General features: G+C 44.2%; 21 protein-coding genes. 5 read left to right on the top strand and 16 right to left on the bottom strand.

Going from position 1 to position 21,400, the window contains the following annotated elements; all coding sequences use genetic code 11:
* Positions 1–19 precede the first annotated feature (19 nt).
* The 7 genes from BN6539_RS08375 to BN6539_RS08345 all read right to left on the bottom strand — a co-directional run bounded on the left by BN6539_RS08375 (position 20) and on the right by BN6539_RS08345 (position 6,335).
* Entirely contained in the window at positions 20–1,210 is a 1,191-nt protein-coding gene (locus tag BN6539_RS08375; RefSeq protein ID WP_067536466.1) for a WD40/YVTN/BNR-like repeat-containing protein, read from the bottom strand.
* Positions 1,135–1,530 (bottom strand): hypothetical protein, encoded by a 396-nt coding sequence (locus tag BN6539_RS08370; RefSeq protein WP_067536463.1) that lies wholly within the window; start codon positions 1,528–1,530, stop codon positions 1,135–1,137. Before BN6539_RS08370 ends, BN6539_RS08375 begins: the two co-directional genes overlap by 76 nt.
* 436 nt (positions 1,531–1,966) lie before the next feature.
* Positions 1,967–2,518 (bottom strand): hypothetical protein, encoded by a 552-nt coding sequence (locus tag BN6539_RS08365; RefSeq protein ID WP_067536459.1) that lies wholly within the window; start codon positions 2,516–2,518, stop codon positions 1,967–1,969.
* Complete coding sequence (locus tag BN6539_RS08360; RefSeq protein ID WP_067536456.1) at positions 2,515–2,760, bottom strand: hypothetical protein; 246 nt, start codon at positions 2,758–2,760, stop codon at positions 2,515–2,517. The genes BN6539_RS08365 and BN6539_RS08360 overlap by 4 nt, the downstream gene beginning before the upstream one ends.
* 13 nt (positions 2,761–2,773) lie before the next feature.
* The gene (locus tag BN6539_RS08355; RefSeq protein WP_067536452.1) at positions 2,774–4,168 is read right to left on the bottom strand and encodes a sodium:solute symporter family protein; all 1,395 of its coding nucleotides are present in this window, start codon (positions 4,166–4,168) and stop codon (positions 2,774–2,776) included.
* Between the two features lie 64 nt (positions 4,169–4,232).
* Positions 4,233–4,847 (bottom strand): corrinoid protein, encoded by a 615-nt coding sequence (locus BN6539_RS08350; protein ID WP_067536449.1) that lies wholly within the window; start codon positions 4,845–4,847, stop codon positions 4,233–4,235.
* A 12-nt stretch (positions 4,848–4,859) separates the two neighbouring features.
* Positions 4,860–6,335 carry a trimethylamine methyltransferase family protein gene (locus BN6539_RS08345; RefSeq protein ID WP_067536446.1) on the bottom strand — a complete coding sequence of 492 codons (1,476 nt, stop codon included), beginning with the start codon at positions 6,333–6,335 and terminating at the stop codon, positions 4,860–4,862.
* A 173-nt stretch (positions 6,336–6,508) separates the two neighbouring features.
* Between BN6539_RS08345 and BN6539_RS08340 the strand changes: the two genes are divergently transcribed.
* On the top strand, positions 6,509–7,603 hold the full coding sequence (locus BN6539_RS08340; RefSeq protein ID WP_067536443.1) for an ArsR/SmtB family transcription factor: 1,095 nt from the start codon (positions 6,509–6,511) through the stop codon (positions 7,601–7,603).
* 216 nt (positions 7,604–7,819) lie between these two features.
* Here BN6539_RS08340 and BN6539_RS08335 read toward each other — a convergent pair whose 3' ends face one another.
* Positions 7,820–8,263 carry a hypothetical protein gene (locus BN6539_RS08335; RefSeq protein WP_067536439.1) on the bottom strand — a complete coding sequence of 148 codons (444 nt, stop codon included), beginning with the start codon at positions 8,261–8,263 and terminating at the stop codon, positions 7,820–7,822.
* 73 nt (positions 8,264–8,336) lie between these two features.
* Between BN6539_RS08335 and BN6539_RS08330 the strand changes: the two genes are divergently transcribed.
* Entirely contained in the window at positions 8,337–8,816 is a 480-nt protein-coding gene (locus tag BN6539_RS08330) for a cell wall hydrolase (protein WP_330385062.1), read from the top strand.
* Between the two features lie 46 nt (positions 8,817–8,862).
* The gene (locus BN6539_RS22295; protein WP_067536433.1) at positions 8,863–9,477 is read left to right on the top strand and encodes a hypothetical protein; all 615 of its coding nucleotides are present in this window, start codon (positions 8,863–8,865) and stop codon (positions 9,475–9,477) included.
* 45 nt (positions 9,478–9,522) lie between these two features.
* Here BN6539_RS22295 and BN6539_RS08320 read toward each other — a convergent pair whose 3' ends face one another.
* The gene (locus BN6539_RS08320; protein WP_067536429.1) at positions 9,523–10,794 is read right to left on the bottom strand and encodes a fibronectin type III domain-containing protein; all 1,272 of its coding nucleotides are present in this window, start codon (positions 10,792–10,794) and stop codon (positions 9,523–9,525) included.
* A gap of 214 nt (positions 10,795–11,008) precedes the next feature.
* Here BN6539_RS08320 and BN6539_RS08315 point away from each other — a divergent pair, with 214 nt between their 5' ends.
* Both BN6539_RS08315 and BN6539_RS08310 read left to right on the top strand, forming a co-directional pair.
* Positions 11,009–12,187, top strand: a complete 1,179-nt coding sequence (locus BN6539_RS08315; RefSeq protein ID WP_067536426.1) for a hypothetical protein — start codon at positions 11,009–11,011, stop codon at positions 12,185–12,187.
* A 75-nt stretch (positions 12,188–12,262) separates the two neighbouring features.
* The gene (locus BN6539_RS08310; protein ID WP_067536423.1) at positions 12,263–13,405 is read left to right on the top strand and encodes a hypothetical protein; all 1,143 of its coding nucleotides are present in this window, start codon (positions 12,263–12,265) and stop codon (positions 13,403–13,405) included.
* A gap of 296 nt (positions 13,406–13,701) precedes the next feature.
* On the opposite strand, the gene BN6539_RS08305 is transcribed toward BN6539_RS08310, so the two are convergent.
* The 7 genes from BN6539_RS08305 to cdaA are packed head-to-tail and all read right to left on the bottom strand — an operon-like array spanning position 13,702 to position 21,315.
* Complete coding sequence (locus BN6539_RS08305) at positions 13,702–14,271, bottom strand: TIGR01440 family protein (RefSeq protein WP_067536419.1); 570 nt, start codon at positions 14,269–14,271, stop codon at positions 13,702–13,704.
* A gap of 19 nt (positions 14,272–14,290) precedes the next feature.
* Positions 14,291–15,541: an adenosylhomocysteinase gene (locus BN6539_RS08300; protein WP_067536415.1), complete on the bottom strand. Its 1,251-nt coding sequence runs from the start codon at positions 15,539–15,541 to the stop codon at positions 14,291–14,293.
* A 24-nt stretch (positions 15,542–15,565) separates the two neighbouring features.
* The gene (locus BN6539_RS08295; protein ID WP_067536412.1) at positions 15,566–16,075 is read right to left on the bottom strand and encodes a GerMN domain-containing protein; all 510 of its coding nucleotides are present in this window, start codon (positions 16,073–16,075) and stop codon (positions 15,566–15,568) included.
* Between the two features lie 9 nt (positions 16,076–16,084).
* Positions 16,085–17,914 carry a glutamine--fructose-6-phosphate transaminase (isomerizing) gene (gene glmS / locus BN6539_RS08290; RefSeq protein ID WP_067536409.1) on the bottom strand — a complete coding sequence of 610 codons (1,830 nt, stop codon included), beginning with the start codon at positions 17,912–17,914 and terminating at the stop codon, positions 16,085–16,087.
* A 14-nt stretch (positions 17,915–17,928) separates the two neighbouring features.
* Positions 17,929–19,281 (bottom strand): phosphoglucosamine mutase, encoded by a 1,353-nt coding sequence (gene glmM, locus BN6539_RS08285; RefSeq protein ID WP_067536405.1) that lies wholly within the window; start codon positions 19,279–19,281, stop codon positions 17,929–17,931.
* Between the two features lie 8 nt (positions 19,282–19,289).
* The gene (locus tag BN6539_RS08280) at positions 19,290–20,480 is read right to left on the bottom strand and encodes a CdaR family protein (protein ID WP_067536402.1); all 1,191 of its coding nucleotides are present in this window, start codon (positions 20,478–20,480) and stop codon (positions 19,290–19,292) included.
* Entirely contained in the window at positions 20,470–21,315 is an 846-nt protein-coding gene (gene cdaA, locus BN6539_RS08275; protein ID WP_067536399.1) for a diadenylate cyclase CdaA, read from the bottom strand. Before cdaA ends, BN6539_RS08280 begins: the two co-directional genes overlap by 11 nt.
* Between the last annotated feature and the right edge of the window lie 85 nt (positions 21,316–21,400).

The raw sequence follows: 21,400 nt of genomic DNA, 5'->3' as shown, positions 1-21,400 counted from the left end.
GCATGGAAGTTCTTGGTTCTCAACCTACTGTGTGAATCTTTTCTTCACGAATCTCTAAAAACTTCCAACCTTTCGTTAAATTTTCTGAAGTAAAGACGGCCTGCTTTACACTCTCATTTTCCTGCCCCAAGATTAAGGTGTATTTTCCATTTACTTTCTTAAAAGAAACGATGTCAATCAAGTAGAAGCCCTCACCCAAATCATCATAAGGCAGCTTTATTTGTTTCCAATTCTCTGCACCGTCTCTAGTCACATAAATCAGAGGAAAATTTTCCCACTGTCCGTCATTTAGAGAAACCACGCCTACCTCTTCATTGAGCATACATAGATCAATCAGTGTCTTTGTACTGCAATCCAGGGGCAAAGGCTTCTGAGTCCAGGTATCGCCGCCATCAAAAGTCAGATAACACCGTTTGCTTTCACCTGTACTCATCGTCCAATCTGTTCCAAGAGCCGCATAACCGAAAGATTCTGATACAAAACCAATCGCTCTCTTTGTGATTCCTCGCCCAAAATCGTGTGTCGTCGTATGTGGAATGATTACCGTCTTCCATTCATTAGAATTTGCCGGCAAAATCTTCAGCTTCGGCTCTTCACCGTAAAAAAGGGCAATTGGCAATCGTTTGTTCGTCGGCAGAAAAATGGACTCTATCGGCAGTGCGACAGGAAAATGGTAAAAGGTCAGTGTTTCATCTAATTCCTCTTTTGTAATATCTCCATCAAACCAACTCTGCCCATAATTTCTGGTAAACTTCATCTTGCCGTCAATCATGTAATAATCACATTTCATATTTGTTTCTCGGTTACCAACAGCCGTTTTTTCTTCTAACGGAGGGAATACGTAGAGATAGGCGTCTTTCTTCTGGCTCGACCCATCATAAAGCCAAAATACCACATTCGTTTTTCCATCACTGATTCCGCCTTCTCCCCGACAATAGGAGGCTCTGTCTAAAACAGGAAACACCTTGCTTTCTCGTCCATCAAAAATCGGCATCCCTGACTCTATCATAGTATAAGGTTTATACTGAATTACATATCTCTCCAATTTGCAGACTTTCAACTGCTCTTTTAACGGAATCTTACGAATCTGCTCATCGAGATATTCAAGAGTGCTGTTTTTATTTTCTTCATGAATTATTTTTTTATCATCGCTCTCCCCTGGTTTGGAATAAGATAGTTCTTTTTTATCGGCTGAATACTCGTATCCCAAAGTCCCATATATTCTCCATTATCATTATATGTATCTAGTGAAAGCGTAAAGGACTGCACGATTGCTTCTTTGTCGACTTCTATTTGAAAGTAAGCCACATTATAAACCATTGACATATCTTGATCCTGTGACTTCTCAATAATGCTCTTTAAACCTATCAGACCTTCCTTTTCCAAATCGTATACTTCCAGGTCAAACTTATTGTCACCTTCTTTGATGGACCTAGGGTGATTGACAAAATATCTGATTACAACAAGGAATGCCAATAAAACTAATAGGGCACATAACACAATACTGAGTTTTTTAATTCCTTTGTCCACATGTTCCTCCTTTTCATATGACAGAGCAAACTTAATATAAAATATTATACCATAAAAATATCTCTGAATTCTCGTAAGATGAAAAGAAACTGATGCGTTGCTGCAGCCTTTCGGTAAAAAACCGAGTTATCAGTTTTTACCGTCCGCAACCAACCTATATTTAAAAAATGGTCGCCATATTTTTTCTGAAATAAAAGATTGCGGACTATAATGTCCAAGAAGTCCGCCTTCTCAGTCCGCAATTCCATAGATAGCAGTAAAAGTTCCGTATATTTTTTTAGGAAGAAGGAATTGCGGACCGAAAATACTCTTTAAGTAGTCAAGTATGACACCAAAATTCAAAAATGAAGTCGGATTGGTTTACAGTAATCAAAAAATGTTATCATGCGTTTGCCGTGAAAAGAAGTATTGTTTACTTGATCTTTAAATAGTTATTTCATCGCGCTCTCCGGTGCTGTCCTCCATCGGCAGCGATGGTGATATACCGCACTCGATTCCCTTGTTTCATATCGCCGTAAAAGGCAACCCAGAAAGGACGGTAGATTGACAAACGACCGACGATTTCTGCTTCATGCATGCCGCCCATAGCCCGATGGGTGATCTTATGCGCCAGCACTTTTGCCCTCTTGTCGGCTTCTGCATCGTCAAAAGCCTTGTTCTGCATCTCTGCCTCATCATTCAGTTCTATCTCCTCAATCTGTAAGTTTTGATCTGTTACTAAAGATACGCCGCCAGTGCTGCCGTTGACCAATACTTTCAGCTTTTTCCTGACAGGCTGCGAAGCTTTTTTACGTATCTTATTCATTAGAGTAGGAGAAGACACCGTTTCAATATCTAAAAGCACATACTCGATATAAATGAGCCGAACTTCGCTGAGAGGACTTTTACAGAACACGATGTTCCAAAGCCAGTCACCCTTTTTTTCAGCGATTTTCATGGCTTCCTCTTTCTGCATTTTCTGCCTCAGCGCTGCAATAACCCTGCTCATTTTCTCTTACCTTCCCTTATCTTCTGATTCTGCATTTTGATGAAGCTGCCCAAGGTCCTGGCGTAATTGACGGTAACTGTCAAAACAATGGCGAGAAGCACCAGGGGGAAAACCCATGCAGTCAGAAAGTCAATTCTGAACTTAAAGGAACAGAAAATAATAACGACTAGCAGAAAGTATCCGAAGACTAACAGACCATCCATTCCCAGCCATTCTATCTTATCTTTTTTCTTATTATCCATGATGAAGCTCCTTTCATGCCGCCTGGATTTCTGCTGTCTCAACAGGTTTTCCAATGCGGTTGCCGACAATATAAAGAATCAGAGACACGAGGAAACAGAGCGGCAGCGGGTCGTCTACAAAGGTCAGCGGCCAAATCAGTGTATAAATATAGGCCAGGCTGCCTCCAAGCATGCTCAGCAATCCGCCGACTGGGGTCTTCTGCCCCTTGTAAATCAACGCACCTGCCACAGGAATCACGCCGCCGGCGGCCCAGATTGCCGAGACATAACCGAACAAATCCATAGCCACGGTGAACTTTGATGCAACGACCAGACCGATGATGCCAAGAACAACGATGGAAGCCCTCGTCAGCAATAATAATTCTTTCTGACTTGGGTTCTTTCTCAGCTTGCCATAGATATCATAAGCAAAGAGGGTGCCTCCGCATAATAAATAGCTATCCAGTGCAGAGATAGCCGAACCGATCAAAGCGACGACGAACAAAGCGCGCAGGCCTACAGGAAGGGTCTCAAGCACCAGGGCCACATACCCTTGCCCCGGGTCCATCTCCGGGTGAACCACATTGACCATCATGCCGGTTGCGCACAACACTGCGTCCATGACCACCCAGATCAGAAGGCAGGTCAGCATAGCGCGTCTGCCCGCCTTTGGTGAATCCGAAGCAGAGAATCTCTGATAAAAAGCCGGATCAGCATAAACAGTCAGGGCGATGATCATAAAGAACAGTGCTTTGGTCACTGTCAATCCGCCTACAGGATCGAGGATGCCGGGCTTGTCCGCCATAGCTGCAGTGACCGCATCCCAGCCGCCCATAGCGCCCCATTGAATGGGAACCGTAATAGCTACAGCCACGCCCAGGAAGAAAAACATGATCATATCCGTAACTGCCACGCCCATCAATCCTGCTGCCACTGCGATGAGAACCACCAAAATCATGACGATACCGCCTGTTACCAGAAACGGAGCATCCCATGCCACTTTGCCGACAAATCCGCTAGAGGTTACATTGCCGAATTGACAAGTATATATCAACATCAGAACTGCACCGATGATAGCCACCGATTTACCGTAGGAACGTTTCAATACATCCGGCACGGTCATGTCCGTTCTGATCTGCATCTTCGGCCCTATCCACAAGGCTAGAGGAATTCTGGCCGCATGGGCGGTAAAACACCACATGAGAAACATGGAAAGTCCATAAATTGCGAACCATTCCACCGAACCCAAAGTGCCTACGCCCCCGTACCAGGTAGATACCAAAGTCCCTACTGTCAGAGACCAAGGCAGAGACTTGTTGCAGACGAAGTAGCTTTCCATGTCCTGTACGGTCTTAGAAAAATATGCTGCTACAAATAGAATGCCGATTACCGCCGTTACGACGATGATATTGTCCACCAATGTAAGCATTTCTTTTCACTCCTTTCTTTTGCGTAGACAGGTTTGCTTTCCATCGCAAACCTGCCCCCATGTTCTATAAACTCTTGATTAAATCCACTGCACTGGCGGCATCGTGGGAGTAGTTAGCGCCGATGGATGCTGCAAATTCAGCAGTCAGAGGAGCGCCGCCAACCAGCGGAACCGCCCTGACATTCTGCGTCTTCAACAGGTCTACCACCTGTTTCATCTCCGTCATGGTCGTAGTCAGCATGGCCGACATGCCAACAAAGTCGACGTCCAAGTTTTTTGCTTCTTCCACAAAGATTTCTGCCGGAATGTCCACCCCCAAGTCTATGACCTCGTAACCGGCTCCTTCGAACATCATGCCAACCAATTTTTTTCCGATATCGTGGAGATCGCCTTTTACCGTTCCGATTATCACACGGCCCCTTGACTGGTCATCACCAGAAGCGACCAACTCCTCCCTTATGAGGTCCATTCCAGCTTGCATAGTATTTGCCGCCATCAAAACCTCTGGCACAAAGACCTCCCCAGAAGAAAATCTTCTGCCAATGTCGTCCATGCCCTTCACCAGTCCCTCATCGAGGATCTCCTTAGCGCTGATGCCAGACGTAAGTGCCGCACTGACATAAGTCTCTATGGCATCAATTTCATAATTTTTGACTGCGTCTGCAATTTTGTTTAACATGTTCTCATCTCCTTAAAAATCTTCTCTGTGATGCTTGCCCTCAGCAATTTCCCTCTCTCTGCGTCTGATGATCTGATCGTATTCTCTGATGACTGCTTCATCAACGAAAAGTTCCGAATCAGATTCGATGATTTCCCGTGCTTTTTTGTTTAAAACAGTGCGGATATCTTCGCTGCCAGCGATCTGCCAAGCCTGATACTGTTTTCGGTTCATAAATTCCGGATAGTAAGTCTCCTCCCTGAAATGCTGGAAGGTATGCGTCTGCGTCATATACTGGCCGCCTGGCCCCACTTGGTCAATCAGATCCAGACATAAGGTTTCCTCGTTGACATCTATCCCTTTTTCCATCCGTTTGATATAACCGACGATGTCACTGTTCATCAAAATCATTTCCAAGCTGCCAATCAAACCGGCGCCCAAATAGGCGTTATCGTGAACTAGATTCGTTCCGCTGAGAGCAGCCAACATATTAGAGAAGGTAGACTCTACCCCTGCCTGCACGTCAATGGCATTGGAATCTGAACATCCGCCTGTACCATAACACGGCAGATTATAGAACTTAGCCAGCTGTCCCACAACGGCATGGATAATCGGCAGTTCCGCTCCGCCGTAGCAGCTGATGGACGCCTTCATATCCATCGTGGACCCCACAAGGCCAAAGATGAATGGTGCGCCTGGATTCTTAAGCTGGTGAATGACAAGACCGCTGAGCCCTTCTGCATTACCTAAGGCAATGGTTCCCGCTAAGGTCGCTGGTCCCGTTCCACCTGCGATAATGCCCGAGGCCCAAGTTACAGGAATGCCATATTCTGCACAGAGCAGCAGTTTCTGTGTCGCCTCTTTGCTGTTGGTCAGTGGTGAAATCGGCTCGCCATATAAGCCGATGGTCGGGTTGAGCCGCAGTTGGTCATAACCGCCTGCATTGACTGCCGCCATGTCGATAAGGGCTTTCATGTTCCCATAATCAGTAGCCGTAATCCAGTTCGGTTTACCGCAATAACTTCTCATCGCTTTGAAGTGATATAGGTCCACAACATCCTGGCTGACATCACTTGCCAAACCTAAATTTGCAACAAAGTCGATGTTGACTGCGTATTGGGCAATCTTGGCGACATCCTCTACATCTTTCAGTACCGTGTCTCTGATTTCACCTGAATAGGGGTCGATGAACTTCGGCAGATCTGTTCCCAGGCCATAATAGACGTTGTTTCTGTAAAGGTGCAGTTTTCTCTCCCCATCCACATTGCAGAGGGTGATCTTTGGCGGCGCGCTTTTGATGGCGTCTTCAACAAGCTTTGCGGGAATTCTCACTCGGTTTCCCTCTACGTGGGCGCCTGCTTCTGCAAGAAGTGCGAGCGCCTCATCATCCAGGACTACAACGCCGGTACGCTCTAAGATTTCTAAAGACGCCATGTGAATGACGTGAATCTGTTCTTGTGACAGATACTCAAAACAACCACCTGCGATTTTTTGTTTATTTACTAACATGTTCCATTGATCCTCCATTTTCTATCAACCGGTTAATGAATTCGCCTTCATTAAATCAGAATTATCTGTCTATTGCAATACCATTGAAAGGATTAGTTCATCACTTAATTAGCTATATCTGTATTGTTTTTTGTGCAAGAATAGAAGATAATAGAGGAAAAGGAGGAATTGACATGCCAGTGATAAAAAAGAGCCTGCCAGGAAAGGTCAAAGTTTCGTTTCAGTATGGCTGCGCCATGGAGCTGGTCTGCAGCCTCCACGTGATTACAGACCCCAGCCATCACGTCAATTGTATCGACTGGTATGATCACGTCATCAGCCACGTCGAGAAAAAATTAATCAGACAGATTGTCGATTTTGGCAGCCGCTATGCAAACTGGGACTTAGTTATGGACTTAATTGATAACTTTACAAAGCCCTGCGCGGAACGATCAGGTTATTTCGATGATTTTTTCTCAGTCATCGAAAGGCTGGATAATCTGCCGCGGGAACAATTTGCCTATATTTTTCTTGGAGAAACCCTATTAGGCAATGATGATAACATCTATGACCTGCTGCTGCATCCCGAACACTTAGATCAGTACGACTTATATGACTTGTATCAGTATGTCAGCCGTGATAACGCAGAATACTTCATCCGGCATGTAGATGAAGTTCGAAAAGAGATGATTGACATTATCACCCTTTATTACAACGTCTATTTTCAAGAACACTGGAAAAAAACCTGTGCCTTTTATCGCGGCGCTGCAATCAAAGAAAAGGCACAGTTTGCTGCCGCAGACCCGGCCAATTTTATCGCTTCTCTCCACGATGACCTGATTTACGAGTCTGACACCCTCATCATGAGGAAGCAGATCGACTTCAAAGTGCAGTCTGAAGAAATCAAAGAGATAAAGATTATTCTGTCTGCCTTTACTTATCCGCATTTGATGATCAATATCTATGGCAATCGCATCAGCCTTTATCGAAATATGCTGATGCCGGACATGTCTACCACTTTTGACAACATGGCAAAATCCATCCGTGTATTTAGCGATCCCACCAGGCTCTCGATTGTGAAACTGCTTCTGGACAGAGAGTTGACCAACAAAGCGTTAGCCTCTCTTCTGAATATTACGCCTGCGTCCATCTCACAACATTTGAAAATATTAAAAGAAGCAGATATGCTCTATTCTATACGAAGAAAGAACAACATTTTATATAGAATAAAGAAAAAAGAAGTTGCACTGATGCTCACTGAATTAAAGCGTTTTTTAGATATTTCATAATAAAAAACAAGTGCATGACGGAGCGTCGCTCAGCCGTAAACGTCAACCAGCGAAACGGACAGCGAAAGGCGCGTTAGCGACTGGAGGAGTGAACGGAGCGAACGATGAAACATACGCAAATACGTCCTTTGGACGATATTTCCTATGTTATAAAAAAAACAGGTTTTCCGGCGTAACCGGATTACCTGTTTTTTAAGTACAAACAATCTTCTATAATTAAAAGTTATGGTAATACGAGATTCCCTGATCATAACCAAAGACAGAATACAATACAGTACCGATCAAAGAAATGATGCAGATTCCTATAATTACCGCGCCGATAATAATCAAGGCCTTTGCCCATGTTGGCAGCCCGGTCTTTTGCGGCTGCACCTGCTGATCGTAATTCTCCTGATAATAGGTACCCTCTTCCTGTGGATTTCTCTGGTAATTCTGCGCTGCCTGGCTCTTTAACGGATAGTCCCGTCTGATGACCAGGTACACTACCAATCCCAGGTAACTCGGCACCAAAGCTGCGACCAACGCCCACAGCCACGGACTGCAGTCTACTCTTTTATCTGCATCTTTGTAGACGCATACTGCTATGACGATAGGGATTCCAATCGTAAAGATCAAAATCACCGGAATAATCATCAAAACAGCAAAAGCTCCAAATAACATAATCTCAGTCTCCCTTCTTCTTTTTATGTCTATATGAATAAAAGTATACCACATTTTGTCGAATCTGCATATTATGTTAGTGAAATCTTTTAACCTTGAGGTGAAAATCATGGCTTATGACACCAGAGAACTCTTTGCCCGCCTGATACAGTGCGAGGCAGGAGGCGAAGGTGAAGATGGAATGAGAGCAGTTGCAACTGTCATTATGAACCGGGCGACCATCAGCTACGGCGAGTTTGCCCGTGTCAGCAAGGGCGGAGACGTGAGAAACATCATCACGCAGCCAGGACAGTTCGTCTGCATGAGAGAAAGCGTCGGCGGTGTTTATAACCCGCAAAATGTTTATAATATGAATCCTACACAGGAGCATTTTGATATTGTAGACTGGGCAATGGGAGGAGGCCGATTGATGGGTGTTGATGAATCACTCTTCTTTCACAACCCCTATAGTACCAAATGTCCAACATACTTTCCAACCAATGTAGGCGTTATCCATAACCGGATAGGCGACCACTGCTTCTACCTTCCGACTTCATACTATGCAGATACATGATGATAAATCAATAAAGAGAAAAAATATAGAAATGAGGTAATTTTTTATGATTATGCCATGCAACAGTGCAAATGGATGCGGAACGGTTTCCGTCCGCAACAACCAATTCGACGACTTGGCTTACAGACCGATTGACGGAATTTCCTATGAGGAGATGACAGGATTTATGCCTTCTTCCTCTGCTACAGCAAACGTTGCTCCTGTACCTGGTACGTCAAATATCCCTACGGCCTCCGGCGTTGCAGCTGCACAGGGTCTCGATCTCGATAATCCGGCTATGCCCGGCGGCGCCAATAATTTAAGACCATCCACAGGCGGCAGTTCAGTACAGCCGGAAGGCGTCCTGCCAAACGCACCAGAATTTCAGGTTCCAAACAATCCTCTTCTTCCGCCGGGTTATCAAGAAGTGATCAACTATGAAAACCTGCAGTACATGAACGGTTTTCTCAGAACACAGATTGGAAAATATATCCGTGTTGAGCAGATTGTCGGTTCTACGGTCATCGAAGATCGTTATGGTTACTTAGTCGGTGTCGGCCTCAATTACATCCTTCTGCAGGAAATCAATACACAGAACATCATGGCGGTGGACTTCTACAACATCAAATATGTATATATCTATTATTCACAGCCTACCCTGCCTACCAACGCCACCAGATAACTTCTACATCAAAAAGCACGCTCGGCATTGCCGAGCGTGCTTTTCTTAGTTCCAATGAATGATTTTACTCTTGTTGAGAGTAACTTTGTTCTTTAACGCTAATAGTGAATAGTCGTGATTCCAATATCCGTTTGACGGCCAGTATGTAAAATAATCTCTTGTCCTAATGCCATACGCATTTTCTGCACTGTAATCAATCATGATTACCTTTTGACCATTAATTTTGCCAGAGTAAATTTTATTGACTATCAATGTGCTTGGAAAATACAAGCTTTGATTTTTCAATGCAAGGTAAGCTTTTCTTGCCTGTCGCTGCGTCAAAGTCTTGCTCGATATCTTAATACTTTTACTACTGCTGAAATCACCATAATATTTTGTTCCATTAACTTTAGTATAGGCTCTGACCTTATAGTAATATGTCTTCCCATATGTTTTCTTCTGATCTGTGAAGGTGGTAGCTGCATAGCCTGCTGCTGTTTTAATTTTTTTGTATGTTCCCGAGGCACTTTCTGCTCTAAAAACTTCATAGCCGTTAGCGTTTGAAAGCTTTGACCATTTGATTGTGGCACTGCCGGCAGATGTAGTCAAAGACGTAATCTTTGCCTTTGCAACCCCTGCAGCGCCAGTTACATAGTCTGACCCCATGTTAGAAATAGCCTTTCCATCTACATAAATATACGGAATTACTTGATATTCATATTTTACACCTTTTTTAATATCCTTATCTATCCAACTAGTAGTATTCCCCGATGCGATTGTCACCTCAGGAAACGGACGTCGAGTACTTTTAACGGTTTTGTAAATATAATATCCATCGGCATTTTTAATTTTATTCCATGATACCTTTATCGATGAACCATTCAAAGCAGATGCCTTAATCTTTGGATTTTCTAAGGCGGCATAATCTATATCACCATAAATCCATTCGCTGAATATGTCATCTACGTAGACCGCCCTTAATTTGTAATAATATGTGCCGGGCACTGTCGGCCTGTGAATATATCGAAACTGTGTTTTATTAGGGTCCAGTGACTGCCAGAAATCCTTTTGATCTTTATCACTGTCACTGACTTTTGACAGCAATTCGTAATCACTTTCTCCAGGTGCTTTAACATAGAGTTCATAATAATTTAAGCCTTTATTATTACCCCTATCTATATTATCCCAAAAGAGATAGATCCCATTCCACCCTTCATCAACCTGTAAATTACTCGGTGCTTCACCTGTAGCACCAAAGGCGGAAATCACATTTACAGGCAGTATGGAAATAATGAATGACATAGCCAAAATAATGGCAATTCTGCTTTTCTTTTTCACTTTTTTCTCCTTTAATTAATATAAAATATTGCATAGTACTTCTTATTCTTAATTACTATTTTACCACTCATTTTAGAAATTACAATAATATAGTAAAAATAGTGAAATTAGTTAATTTTTAGTTAATATTTCAAATATCTATTGTGCTTTTTTAGATATCTTCGTATAATAATTTTAACAGGAAAATAGTTAAGGTTAAGAAAGGACAAATATTATGAAAAAGTCAAGAATCATTAGTGTCGCATTGACACTGGCACTTGTTCTAACCACAGTATTTGCAGGAACTGAAAGCATTTTTGCAGACTCCACTAGAGCCATTAGTGGCGCGTCTTCAACAGGCTTATCCACATTTGCCGTCAATGAAGACGGTTCTATTACGGCTACCAATATGAACAGCAAAACACCTGCCGATACTTACAATGTAAAGTATAGTAAAGACAATCCCTTTGCAGGAGCAATCAAATTACCAAAAGCAGGCACATTTGAATTTAATATTGTCGCCGGAGCTAATACAACAGTAGCGTTATACGATTCGCTGACTGCAACAACACCAATTGCAACGAAAAATCTATATCAGTCATACGACGGCAGTGCAGAATCATTCTATGTAAAAGCAAAAAAAGCAGGCACCTATTACATTGCGTTCTACACTAACAGCACTACGGAATGCACATCTCAATTTAATGCACTGTATGCCCCATCCGGCAATGTTACGCCGACCAAAAACAAAGAGTACTTTAGCTCAGCAACGAGTAGTTCTTATACATATTATAAGATTACTGCACCTTCAACTGGTTATATCAAAATTCAATTTCCACACGGTACGGCCGGAAACAATTCAGTTTACAGCATTAAGCTAATGAATTCCAAGAAGAGCAAGAATTTACTAAAGTACGTGACGAAAGTAAATTACAGCAAAAACTTTACTACCTACGCTGCGGTACCAAAGGGAACATACTATGTAGCAGTCAAATCTACAACAGATAGTTGTTACGGAATTAAGCTTAATTTCACAAAAGTTACCGAGAATAGCGGCAGCAGCCGTTCAAAGGCGAAATCTCTGCTTAAGGGTAACACAAAGAGAGGAACAATTTTAGTTACACAGACCAGCAGCAACGCAGATTGGTACAAGATCAAAGTCAACAGTTCGCAAAAGGTAAACCTTGCAGTGAAAACTTTAACAGGCGGTTCATCTGGCGGAATCAGAGTTTCTGTATACAGCAGCGGAAAGACTAAAGCCTTCGGTTCTTACGATTTCTATTATGGCGATCCGGCAGGAACATTGAATCTTTATACAGATTATAACGGCGGCAAACTTGCAAAAGGCACATATTATATCAAGGTTCAAAAATATGGTAATGGCAACGGCCAATATCAGATTCAATGGAAATAAACTAATACTAGATAAATACGCTGGATCGTCTCGTCCAGCGTATTTTAAAAATGATTTAAGAAAGGACCTAAAGCAATGAAGAAAAGTAAACTATTAAGCTTGGCATTAACCTTGGCATTGGTCTTTACCACGGTTTTCGCCGGTACAGAATCCATCTTTGCTGCAAGTTCTCAGGAAATGCAGGCAAAATCAACTGACCGAATCAATGCCGTCAGTCTGAACAGCAAAGATAAAGCCGATATCTGGACAGTATCTTACGACCAAAATTCGACGACCTATATTCCAGTCTACATTCCAAAAGCGGGCACCTTTAAAATTGATCTTGCCGGCATAGACTATCAGTACGGCAGCTATATAAAGCTAAAAAATGGCGCAACTGCAGAGGCGGGAGCAATCGGCTCCTATGAGTACATCTCATCCTCTTCACCAGAAGGAGTTATTTTTGGTGAAGTCAGCAAGGGCGGCACCTACTACCTTGAATTTTCGACCACTTTACCTGGTACCTATAAAACCGCTTTCAGCGTATCCTATGCACCGGCTGGCGGAACGCTCAAGTCTGGCACACAGTTCTTTGGAACAAGCCCTAATGGAAAGGTGTCTTATTACAAAATAACAGCCCCTGGAACAGGTTATATGAAAGTGACCTTCCCTTCCACAGCAAGCACATATAGTCCATCCTACAGCGTAAAGTTGATGAATTCCAAGAAAAAAAGTATCTCTGGTGATTATCAATCTGTTTATGCAAGCAAAAACTATACGACTTATTTTGGTGTAGGAAAAGGCACTTACTACATCGCCGTAAAAACTAGTGATCCAATATATGGAATCAGAACAACTTACAATAAGGTTACAGAAAAAAGCGGCAGCACTAAGTCAAAGGCAAAGTCCATCTATAAAAAAGGCACAAAGAAAGGAATTATCACAGCCTCTCAGAGCAGTACTTCTGGCGACTGGTATAAATTCAAGATTACAAAATCGCAGACAGTGAAATTCAGTATATCAACACTGGCTAGCTCCAACGGCGGATTGAGAGTTTCCTTCTACAAAGCGGGCAGCAGCTATGCCTTCGGATCACAGAGTTTCTCTTCTTATACTCCATCAGGCACAGTTCAGCCATATACCTACGGTTACGGCAAAAAACTTGCGCCAGGAACTTATTATGTAAAAGTGCAGAAGTACAGCGGCGGCAACGGATATTACAAGATGAAATGGCTATAACCCCACGTTAAAAAGGACTCCTTTCGGAGTCCTTTTTATATTGGTGCTTCTCTCTAGTTATAGCAGTTACAGAAAATGATAACTAACAGTAAGAAGAAGAATAATAGGCTGGTATCAATACCGCCGCCTTCACCATTAAATAAACCACAATTATTTGACATGTAATTCACCTGCTTCTTTCATATTTTTTAATATACAGTATGAGAAAAGAGGCAAAATTGTTACAGAATTCTATGGTTATTTTTAAATATTATGCGATGATAACACGACTGACTTCTTCCATGGAACCAGAACCATTACCTTTTGATATCTCCGCCGGATAGGACATCGTCGTAGACTGCGCGGCTGCCGCCGATGAATTTCGGCCTGGTTCTAGCGCACACCACATTCGCTTCTCCAATCTTCTTCACAGAAATACGTACGGGAACAGCCACTCTTTTCAGCTGCATGCCGATCAGCGTATCACCGATATCCATGCCTGCGTCTGCCTTAATCTCCTCCACAGCTACAGGATGCTCCGCATTTTGATAGACGGTCATGGCAAAAGATCCGCCAGCGTGGAGCTGCGGTACTACATTTGCAATTTCTATCCCTGGCAGTAAAGCAGCTTTTTCGACGATAACAGCGCGATTCAGGTGCTCACAGCACTGTGCTGCCAAAAAGATGCCTTTCTCCCTTAGAATCGGCATTACGCCCTCATAGACGGCCTTGGCGGCATCGATATCGGACCCTTTTCCGATATGCGCCCCTTTTATCTCACTGGACGAACAGCCAATGACAAAGATGTCACCTTTGTTCAGTTTTGCTACTGCAAGCAGCTCTGTCACCGCATGTGCCGCCTGCTCTCTGATTTCTTCATAAGTCATTACTAATCACCTTCTTAGTTTATACATTCCAGCTGGAGAGATAAGCAGCCTGCTCTTCCGTCAGCTGGTCGATTTCGATCCCCCAGGCTGCCAGCTTTCTCCTGGCAACTAAATCGTCTATTTCGCCGCTGACATCGATAACCTGATTGCCCAATTTCTCGTGATGGTCTTTGATATACATAGCCGACAAAGCCTGTACGGCAAAACTCATATCCATAATCTCTGCCGGGTGTCCGTCAGCAGCAGCGATGTTGACCAGCCTGCCTTCACCGATGACGTTAATCCACTTTCCGTTTGAAAGCCGGTAGCCCATGATGTTTTTGCGAGTCTCCTTCTTTTCTGCAGCAGCAGCTTCCAGTCCGGCCATATCCACCTCGCAGTCAAAATGTCCTGCGTTGCTTAGAATTGCTCTATCCTTCATTTTCAGCATGTGATCCACTGTAATCGTCTTACAGCAGCCTGTAGCAGATACGAAAATATCGCCGAGAGGCGCAGCTTCTGCCATAGTCATCACGTCGTAGCCGTCCATCTTCGCTTCGATGGCCTTGACAGGATTGATCTCCGTGACGATGACTTTTGCTCCCAAAGCAGCTGCTCTCATGGCAATGCCCCGGCTGCACCAGCCATAACCCACGACAACCACAGTCTTTGATGCGACGATCAAATTCGTATTTCTCATAATGCTGTCCCAGACAGATTGTCCCGTGCCATAACGGTTATCAAAGAGATGCTTGCAATCTGCGTCATTGACCGCTACCATAGGGAATTTAAGGATTCCCTCTTTCTCCATGGCCTTGAGCCTGATGACGCCAGTGGTCGTTTCTTCACAGCCGCCCCAGACTTCTTCTGCCAGGTCCGGACGTTTCGTATGAATCAATCCGACCAAATCTCCCCCGTCGTCGATGATGATGTTCGGTTTCTGTTCCAGGCACATTTCGATGTGTCTGTCATATTCCTCCGCCGTAGCGCCATGATAAGCAAAAACTGCCAATCCGCTGTCCGCAAGGGCTGCTGCCACATCGTCCTGGGTAGAAAGCACATTGCTTCCCGTCACCGACATCTTGGCGCCGCCAGCCGCCAATACCAGGCACAAGTAAGCAGTCTTTGCCTCCAAATGAACTGAAAGAGAAATCTTGACACCTTCAAAAGGCTTTGTCTTGACGAATTCCTCTTCTAAGCCGCGAAGCAGCGGCATATTATTTTTCACCCACTCGATTTTCTGATGCCCGGAAGGCGCAAGTGTGATGTCTCTGATCTCGTATTCTCGCATATCAATTCCTCTTCTTCTGTTAATTTACTCTATATCCAGAGGCGCAGTAAAGCTCTCTGTAATATCCACGTGACCCATCAAGGTTTCTGCTTCTTCACCGTCAACAGTAAAAGAAACGGACTTTACTTCGTCATATGACTGCATCAGAGTCTCCACGATCTGGGAAATCAAAAGCTGCTCTTCCACAGCGCTTCCTGTCAGATTTCTGCTGGAAAAGTCTACAATGACATCTCCCTTTTTTTCGTTTACATTGATTACAGTATAATCATCTCTAAATGCGGTGGCGACGCCGTCCTTTCCCTTGAGTCTGCTCTCCTGCAAGGCATTGAGAGTATTCAGATAAAGCTCCGCTCTGCCTGAGCCTTTGACCTCTGTATCCACAGTGAGCAAAATCTGATCCGCTTTTCCCTTTAGGAGGAATTGCGGATTGACTACAGCCAACACCACTCGCTGCCGGTTTCCGCATCCAGTCAGAGCCATAAAGAGGGAAATGACGATGAGCATAATGACTACTTTTAAAAAACCATGTTTCATAAACAGCTCCTATTCGACGGTAACACTCTTAGCCAGGTTCCTCGGTTTGTCGATGTCTTCGTCTCTTTCTCTTGCAACGTAATAAGCGAACAGCTGCAGCGGAATTACAGTCAACAGCGGTGTCACTTCATCAGCACAGTTCGGAATGTAGATGACTTCCGTACTCTCCTGTTCAATCTTCGTATTACCTTCTTTGGCGATGGAAACCACATGGGCCAATCTCGCTTTTACTTCAACGATGTTGGAGTACATCTTATCGAACAGTCTGTCCTGGCTAGCCAGGGCGATGACGATCGTCTCCGGTTCCATCAAAGCGATTGTTCCATGCTTCAGTTCTCCCGCCGCAATTGCAAAAGAATTAATGTAAGAGACTTCCTTTAGTTTTAAGGAGCCTTCGTAGGCGACGGCGGAATCAATGCCGCGTCCGATAAAGAAGACCTGATCCCTGTTGTAGAGGAATTTAGCCAGTTCTTCCACTTCGCCGGCCTTCTCGATTATTTTTTCCACTTTCTCAGGAATTGCTTTCAGTTCAGCAATCATCTCCGCATAATATTCTTTGCTGATCGTCCCTTTCAGTTTCCCCATGTAGAGAGCGATCAGATACATGCAGACCAACTGGGTCGTGTAGGCTTTGGTTGAAGCTACCGCGATTTCCGGTCCCGCCCAGGTGTAGAACACGTCGTCAGACTCTCTGGCGACAGAACTGCCCACCACGTTGACGATGGAAAGCACTCTGGCCCCTTTGCGTTTGGCTTCCCTAAGCGCCGCCAGTGTATCCAGGGTTTCACCCGACTGGCTGATGGCGATGAACAAAGTCTTGTCGTCGACAAAAGGGTCACGATATCTGAATTCAGATGCCACGTCCACTTCCACCGGCACTCTTGCCATCTTTTCAATGGCGTATTTTCCAACCAGACCTGCATGGTAAGCCGTGCCGCACGCCACAATATAGATTTTATTGAAATTCTCCAAATCCTCTAAGGTCAAAGAGATTCCATCCAACTTAATCTGATCGTCGTCATCCAGTCTTCTCATCAAAGTCTCGCGAATGGCCTTTGGCTGTTCGTGGATTTCTTTCAGCATAAAGTGCTCATAACCTTCTTTTTCGGCGTCTTCCAGACTCCAGGTGACCTGCAGCACATCCCGCTTGATCGGATTCTTCTTCTGATCCATAATTTGAATCTTCTCTGGCGTGCAGATAACCATCTCGCCGTTTTCAATCAAGTAGATTTTGTCCAGATATTTCAGCAGCGCCGGAATATCCGATGCAATGAAGTTACAGCCTTTGCCCAGGCCTGCAATCAGCGGAGCATCTTTACGAAATGCTACTATTTTTCCCGGCTCATCCTTAGAAATGGCGGCAAAGGCATAGGCGCCTTTCATCTTATCCACTGCTGCAAGAACTGCATCTTCCAGACAACCCTTGTTCAGTACGCCAATCAACTGCGCGATGACTTCTGAATCCGTCTCCGTCTTAAAGTGGATACCGTGTTCAGCCATAAGCCATTCTTTCAGTTCCACATAGTTTTCCACGATGCCATTGTGCACGATGGCAATACTTTCATCTTGATTGCTGTGAGGATGGGCATTTTCATCGGATGGTACACCGTGCGTAGCCCATCTGGTATGTCCGATTCCCGTCGTGCCATACAGCTTTTCACCGGCAATGGCTCTCTCCAAATTTTCGATTTTTCCTTTTTGTTTCCTAACAGCAATGCTGCCCTTATCAATAAGGGCAATTCCTGCTGAATCATATCCTCTGTATTCTAATTTTTTCAATCCGTCGATGATAATATCTCTGCAGTTATCATTCCCGACGTATCCTACAATTCCACACATAATTTAACCTTTCCTTAACTGAATTTTCTGCTGATTAAATCAGCCAATTCCTGAGCCATCTGATGAATCTGCTCGATATCTTCCCCTTCTATCATAACCCGGACCAAAGGTTCTGTTCCCGATGGTCTGATCAAAACTCTGCCGCTGCCTTCCATCTCTGCTTCTATGGATTCGATTGCCGCCTGAACCTCCTGATCCTCCATGTACTTCTTTTTATTCTCATTTGTTACATCTGCATTGACTAAAACCTGTGGAAAAATTTCAATCTCTGCAGAAAGCTGAGAAGGTTTTTTTCCTGATGCTTTTACTGCCTTCATGAACTGCAGGGAAGATAACGTGCCGTCTCCTGTGGTCGTGTAGTTCAGGAAGATGATATGTCCCGACTGTTCTCCGCCCAGCACACAGCCAGTCTTCAGCATGGATTCCAGAACATATCTGTCGCCGACAGCCGTTACATCCACCTCTGCGCCGACTTTCCCGATGATGTACTGGTGAAAGCCGATGTTGCTCATCACTGTTGCAGTAACTTTATTAGCAGCTAACTGCCCGGCATCTTTCAGCATCTTGGCACAGATACATATCGTCTTATCCCCGTCGATGACCAGGCCTTTTTCGTCTACAACGATCAATCTGTCCGCATCTCCATCAAAAGCAAGACCGATGTCAGCCTTCTCTTCTACCACCTTTTGCTGCAGTTTCTCCGGATGGGTGGAGCCGATCTGGTCGTTAATATTAATTCCATTAGGGTCACAGCCGATGGTAACGACTTCAGCCCCCAGAGCTTTGTAAACTGCCGGCGCTGTCTTATAAGCAGCACCATTGGCACAGTCTAAAACGATTTTCATGCCGTCCAGTCTCACATCAATACTCTCCAAAAGAAAATTACAGTAAAGTTCCGTTGCATTTTCTTCTGCTTCCAAACATCTGCCCAATTCATCCCCTGCCATGTGACTGTTAGGATCGATATCTCTGATAATAATATCTTCTATCTTCTCTTCGATGGTATCGTCCAATTTAAATCCGTCTCCATTAAAAAATTTAATGCCATTATACTCAAAAGGATTGTGAGACGCCGAAATCACAATGCCGGCGTCAGCCTGATAATACTTGACCAAGTATGCAACTGCCGGCGTCGGAATGACTCCAGCTTTAATCACATTGCCGCCTACAGCCAAAATCCCCGCCGTCAAAGCGTTTTCCAGCATATCTCCCGATACTCTAGTGTCTTTTCCTATGACAATAACCGGCCTTTTATTCTCTTTTCTCAGGACAAACGCACCTGCTTTTCCCAAATTAAAAGCAAGCTCCGGCGTCAGTTCTGCGTTGGCGACACCTCTCACGCCATCCGTACCAAATAATCTACCCATATCTACCTCTATTCTATCGTTACTCTAATTTTTTGCGGACTGATGTCCATGGACGTGTACGTCTTTCCACATGTGACGGTCAAATCTACCTGATGCGTCCCCTCTCCCAGGTCTCCCAAATCAGCAGAAAGGCGCAGGTCACTTTTTTTGATCGCTGCCATGGCCTCCTCGGTTCCTTTGACCACAATTTCTATTTTTCCAGCTTTGACCTGTCCCTTCAGATCATCCTCCAGGCCAGTTAAATCCACATCGCCCTCATCAAAGGTGAAGGTCTTGCTGGAAAGGGCCTGAATTTTGACGATCAGAACCAGAGAACTTGAGTTGTCTGATATCTGTATCTTATCCGGTAAAATCGGCACTAGGTCAATCGTCGTATCTTCAGTGATCTCTGTGATATCCACTTCCTGTGTTTTAATGGATTCAATGTTCTCTAAATCACTGCTCTTGCCTTTGATGGTTATTGTCTTCGGCACTGTAGTATTTTTTTCCAGCGTATCTTCTGCGTCGTCGTTAATCGGCACGATCAAAGGCACCGTCTTCGTCTTTGCAAGTTCTGCGGTGACAGAAATAGATTCGGCTGACAGTTTTACCTTTTCCACTTCGTTGCCGCTCTTGTCAACAGGTTTCAGTTGACTTTTGATGGTTTTCAGCTTATCGGTAACCTTACCTTCAGCGACAACAGCCTTTACGCTGACAACTTTGTTGACCAGCGAAGACGGCCCGCTGACAATGACTGACTCCCGGCTCATTTCTACAGTAATCGGCTCTTCTTCACTTTCGAAGTTTCCTTGATAGTCGACGTCAATATCGACTTCTTTTGATTTGCTATTCTCAACGACAACGGTGACCTTGTTAATACTCTTATCTTCAATCTCAACGTTGTCTGGCACTCTCACGTTAATTTTTAATTCATTCGTCCCTTTCGCTGCATCGGCAAGATCAACCACAGCCGTGATGTCCTTCTCGCTGATTTTGTTGATGTTGCTCCTGGTTCCGCTCAAAGTAACATTCATCGTATCCGCGCTGGCCTCCAGAACCGCAAGGTTGCTGTTGGCCAAAACTTCTCCGTTTACGAACGTGATGGGAATGTCCCTAAAAGTCCTCGTATCGGTGGGATTTGTCTCACCGATAACATATGCCCATAACCCAACTGCTATGATAAGGGAGAGGACGATATTAAACTTTTTGTTATTTAGCATCTTTCTTCCTCCCTAGCTTATCGAATATTTTGCTGAACTTAAAGGAGTCGTCTTCGTTGTTTGAAAGATACAGGTTTAACAGTGTCTTTTCTACGGTCTTTGTGTCCAAAAACCTGGTCAGCTTTCCATCGACTGCCATAGAAATAATCCCGGTCTCTTCACTGACGATAATTGCAATGGCATCAGAATTCTCGGTAATCCCAATACCGGCTCTGTGCCTTGTCCCCAGACTCTTATTCAGATTCTTGTTCCCAGTAAGCGGCAGCACGCAGCCTGCAGCAAAAATCTTGTCGCCCCTGATAAGGACTGCGCCGTCGTGAAGGGGCGCGCCTTCATAAAAGATATTGCCTAAAAGCTCTGATGTGATATCCGCATTGACTTCTGTCCCCGTCTCTGCGATGTCAGAAAGTGCTGTCTCTCGTTCTAAAATAATCAGCGCCCCTGTCTTGGTGCTGGAAAAAGAGTCCACGGCTTTTGCAAACTCATCTGTCACCGTTTTTGCTTTTTCTTTGTCCAGCTGCCCAAACGGCGCTTTCACAATCTTGCTTCTCCCCACATATTCTAATCCCCTGCGCAGCTCTGGCTGAAATACTACGACCAAAGCAATGACGCCCAGTGTCATAGTTCCCCTCAATATCCAGTTCAGTGCATACAGGTTCAGAATATCTGACAGGAAAAATGCTACTACTAATACCAGCAGTCCTTTTACCAGCTGCTGGGCTCTCGTCTCCCTGATAAATCCAAGTATCTTATACACGATAAAGGATACGATCAAAATATCCAAAACATCGTTAATTCCAATACTTGCAATTATGTTGTCAAAAAAATCCTTCATATATCTATCCCCTTATACGTATTAGATTAATTTTACAGTAAACGGCTCAAAAATTCAAGGGGGCGGGCACAAAAAAGGTGGCTTA

The organism is Emergencia timonensis (assembly GCF_900086585.1).
Lineage (GTDB): Bacteria > Bacillota > Clostridia > Peptostreptococcales > Anaerovoracaceae > Senimuribacter > Senimuribacter timonensis.
This window is presented reverse-complemented; position numbering and strand designations above follow the sequence as displayed.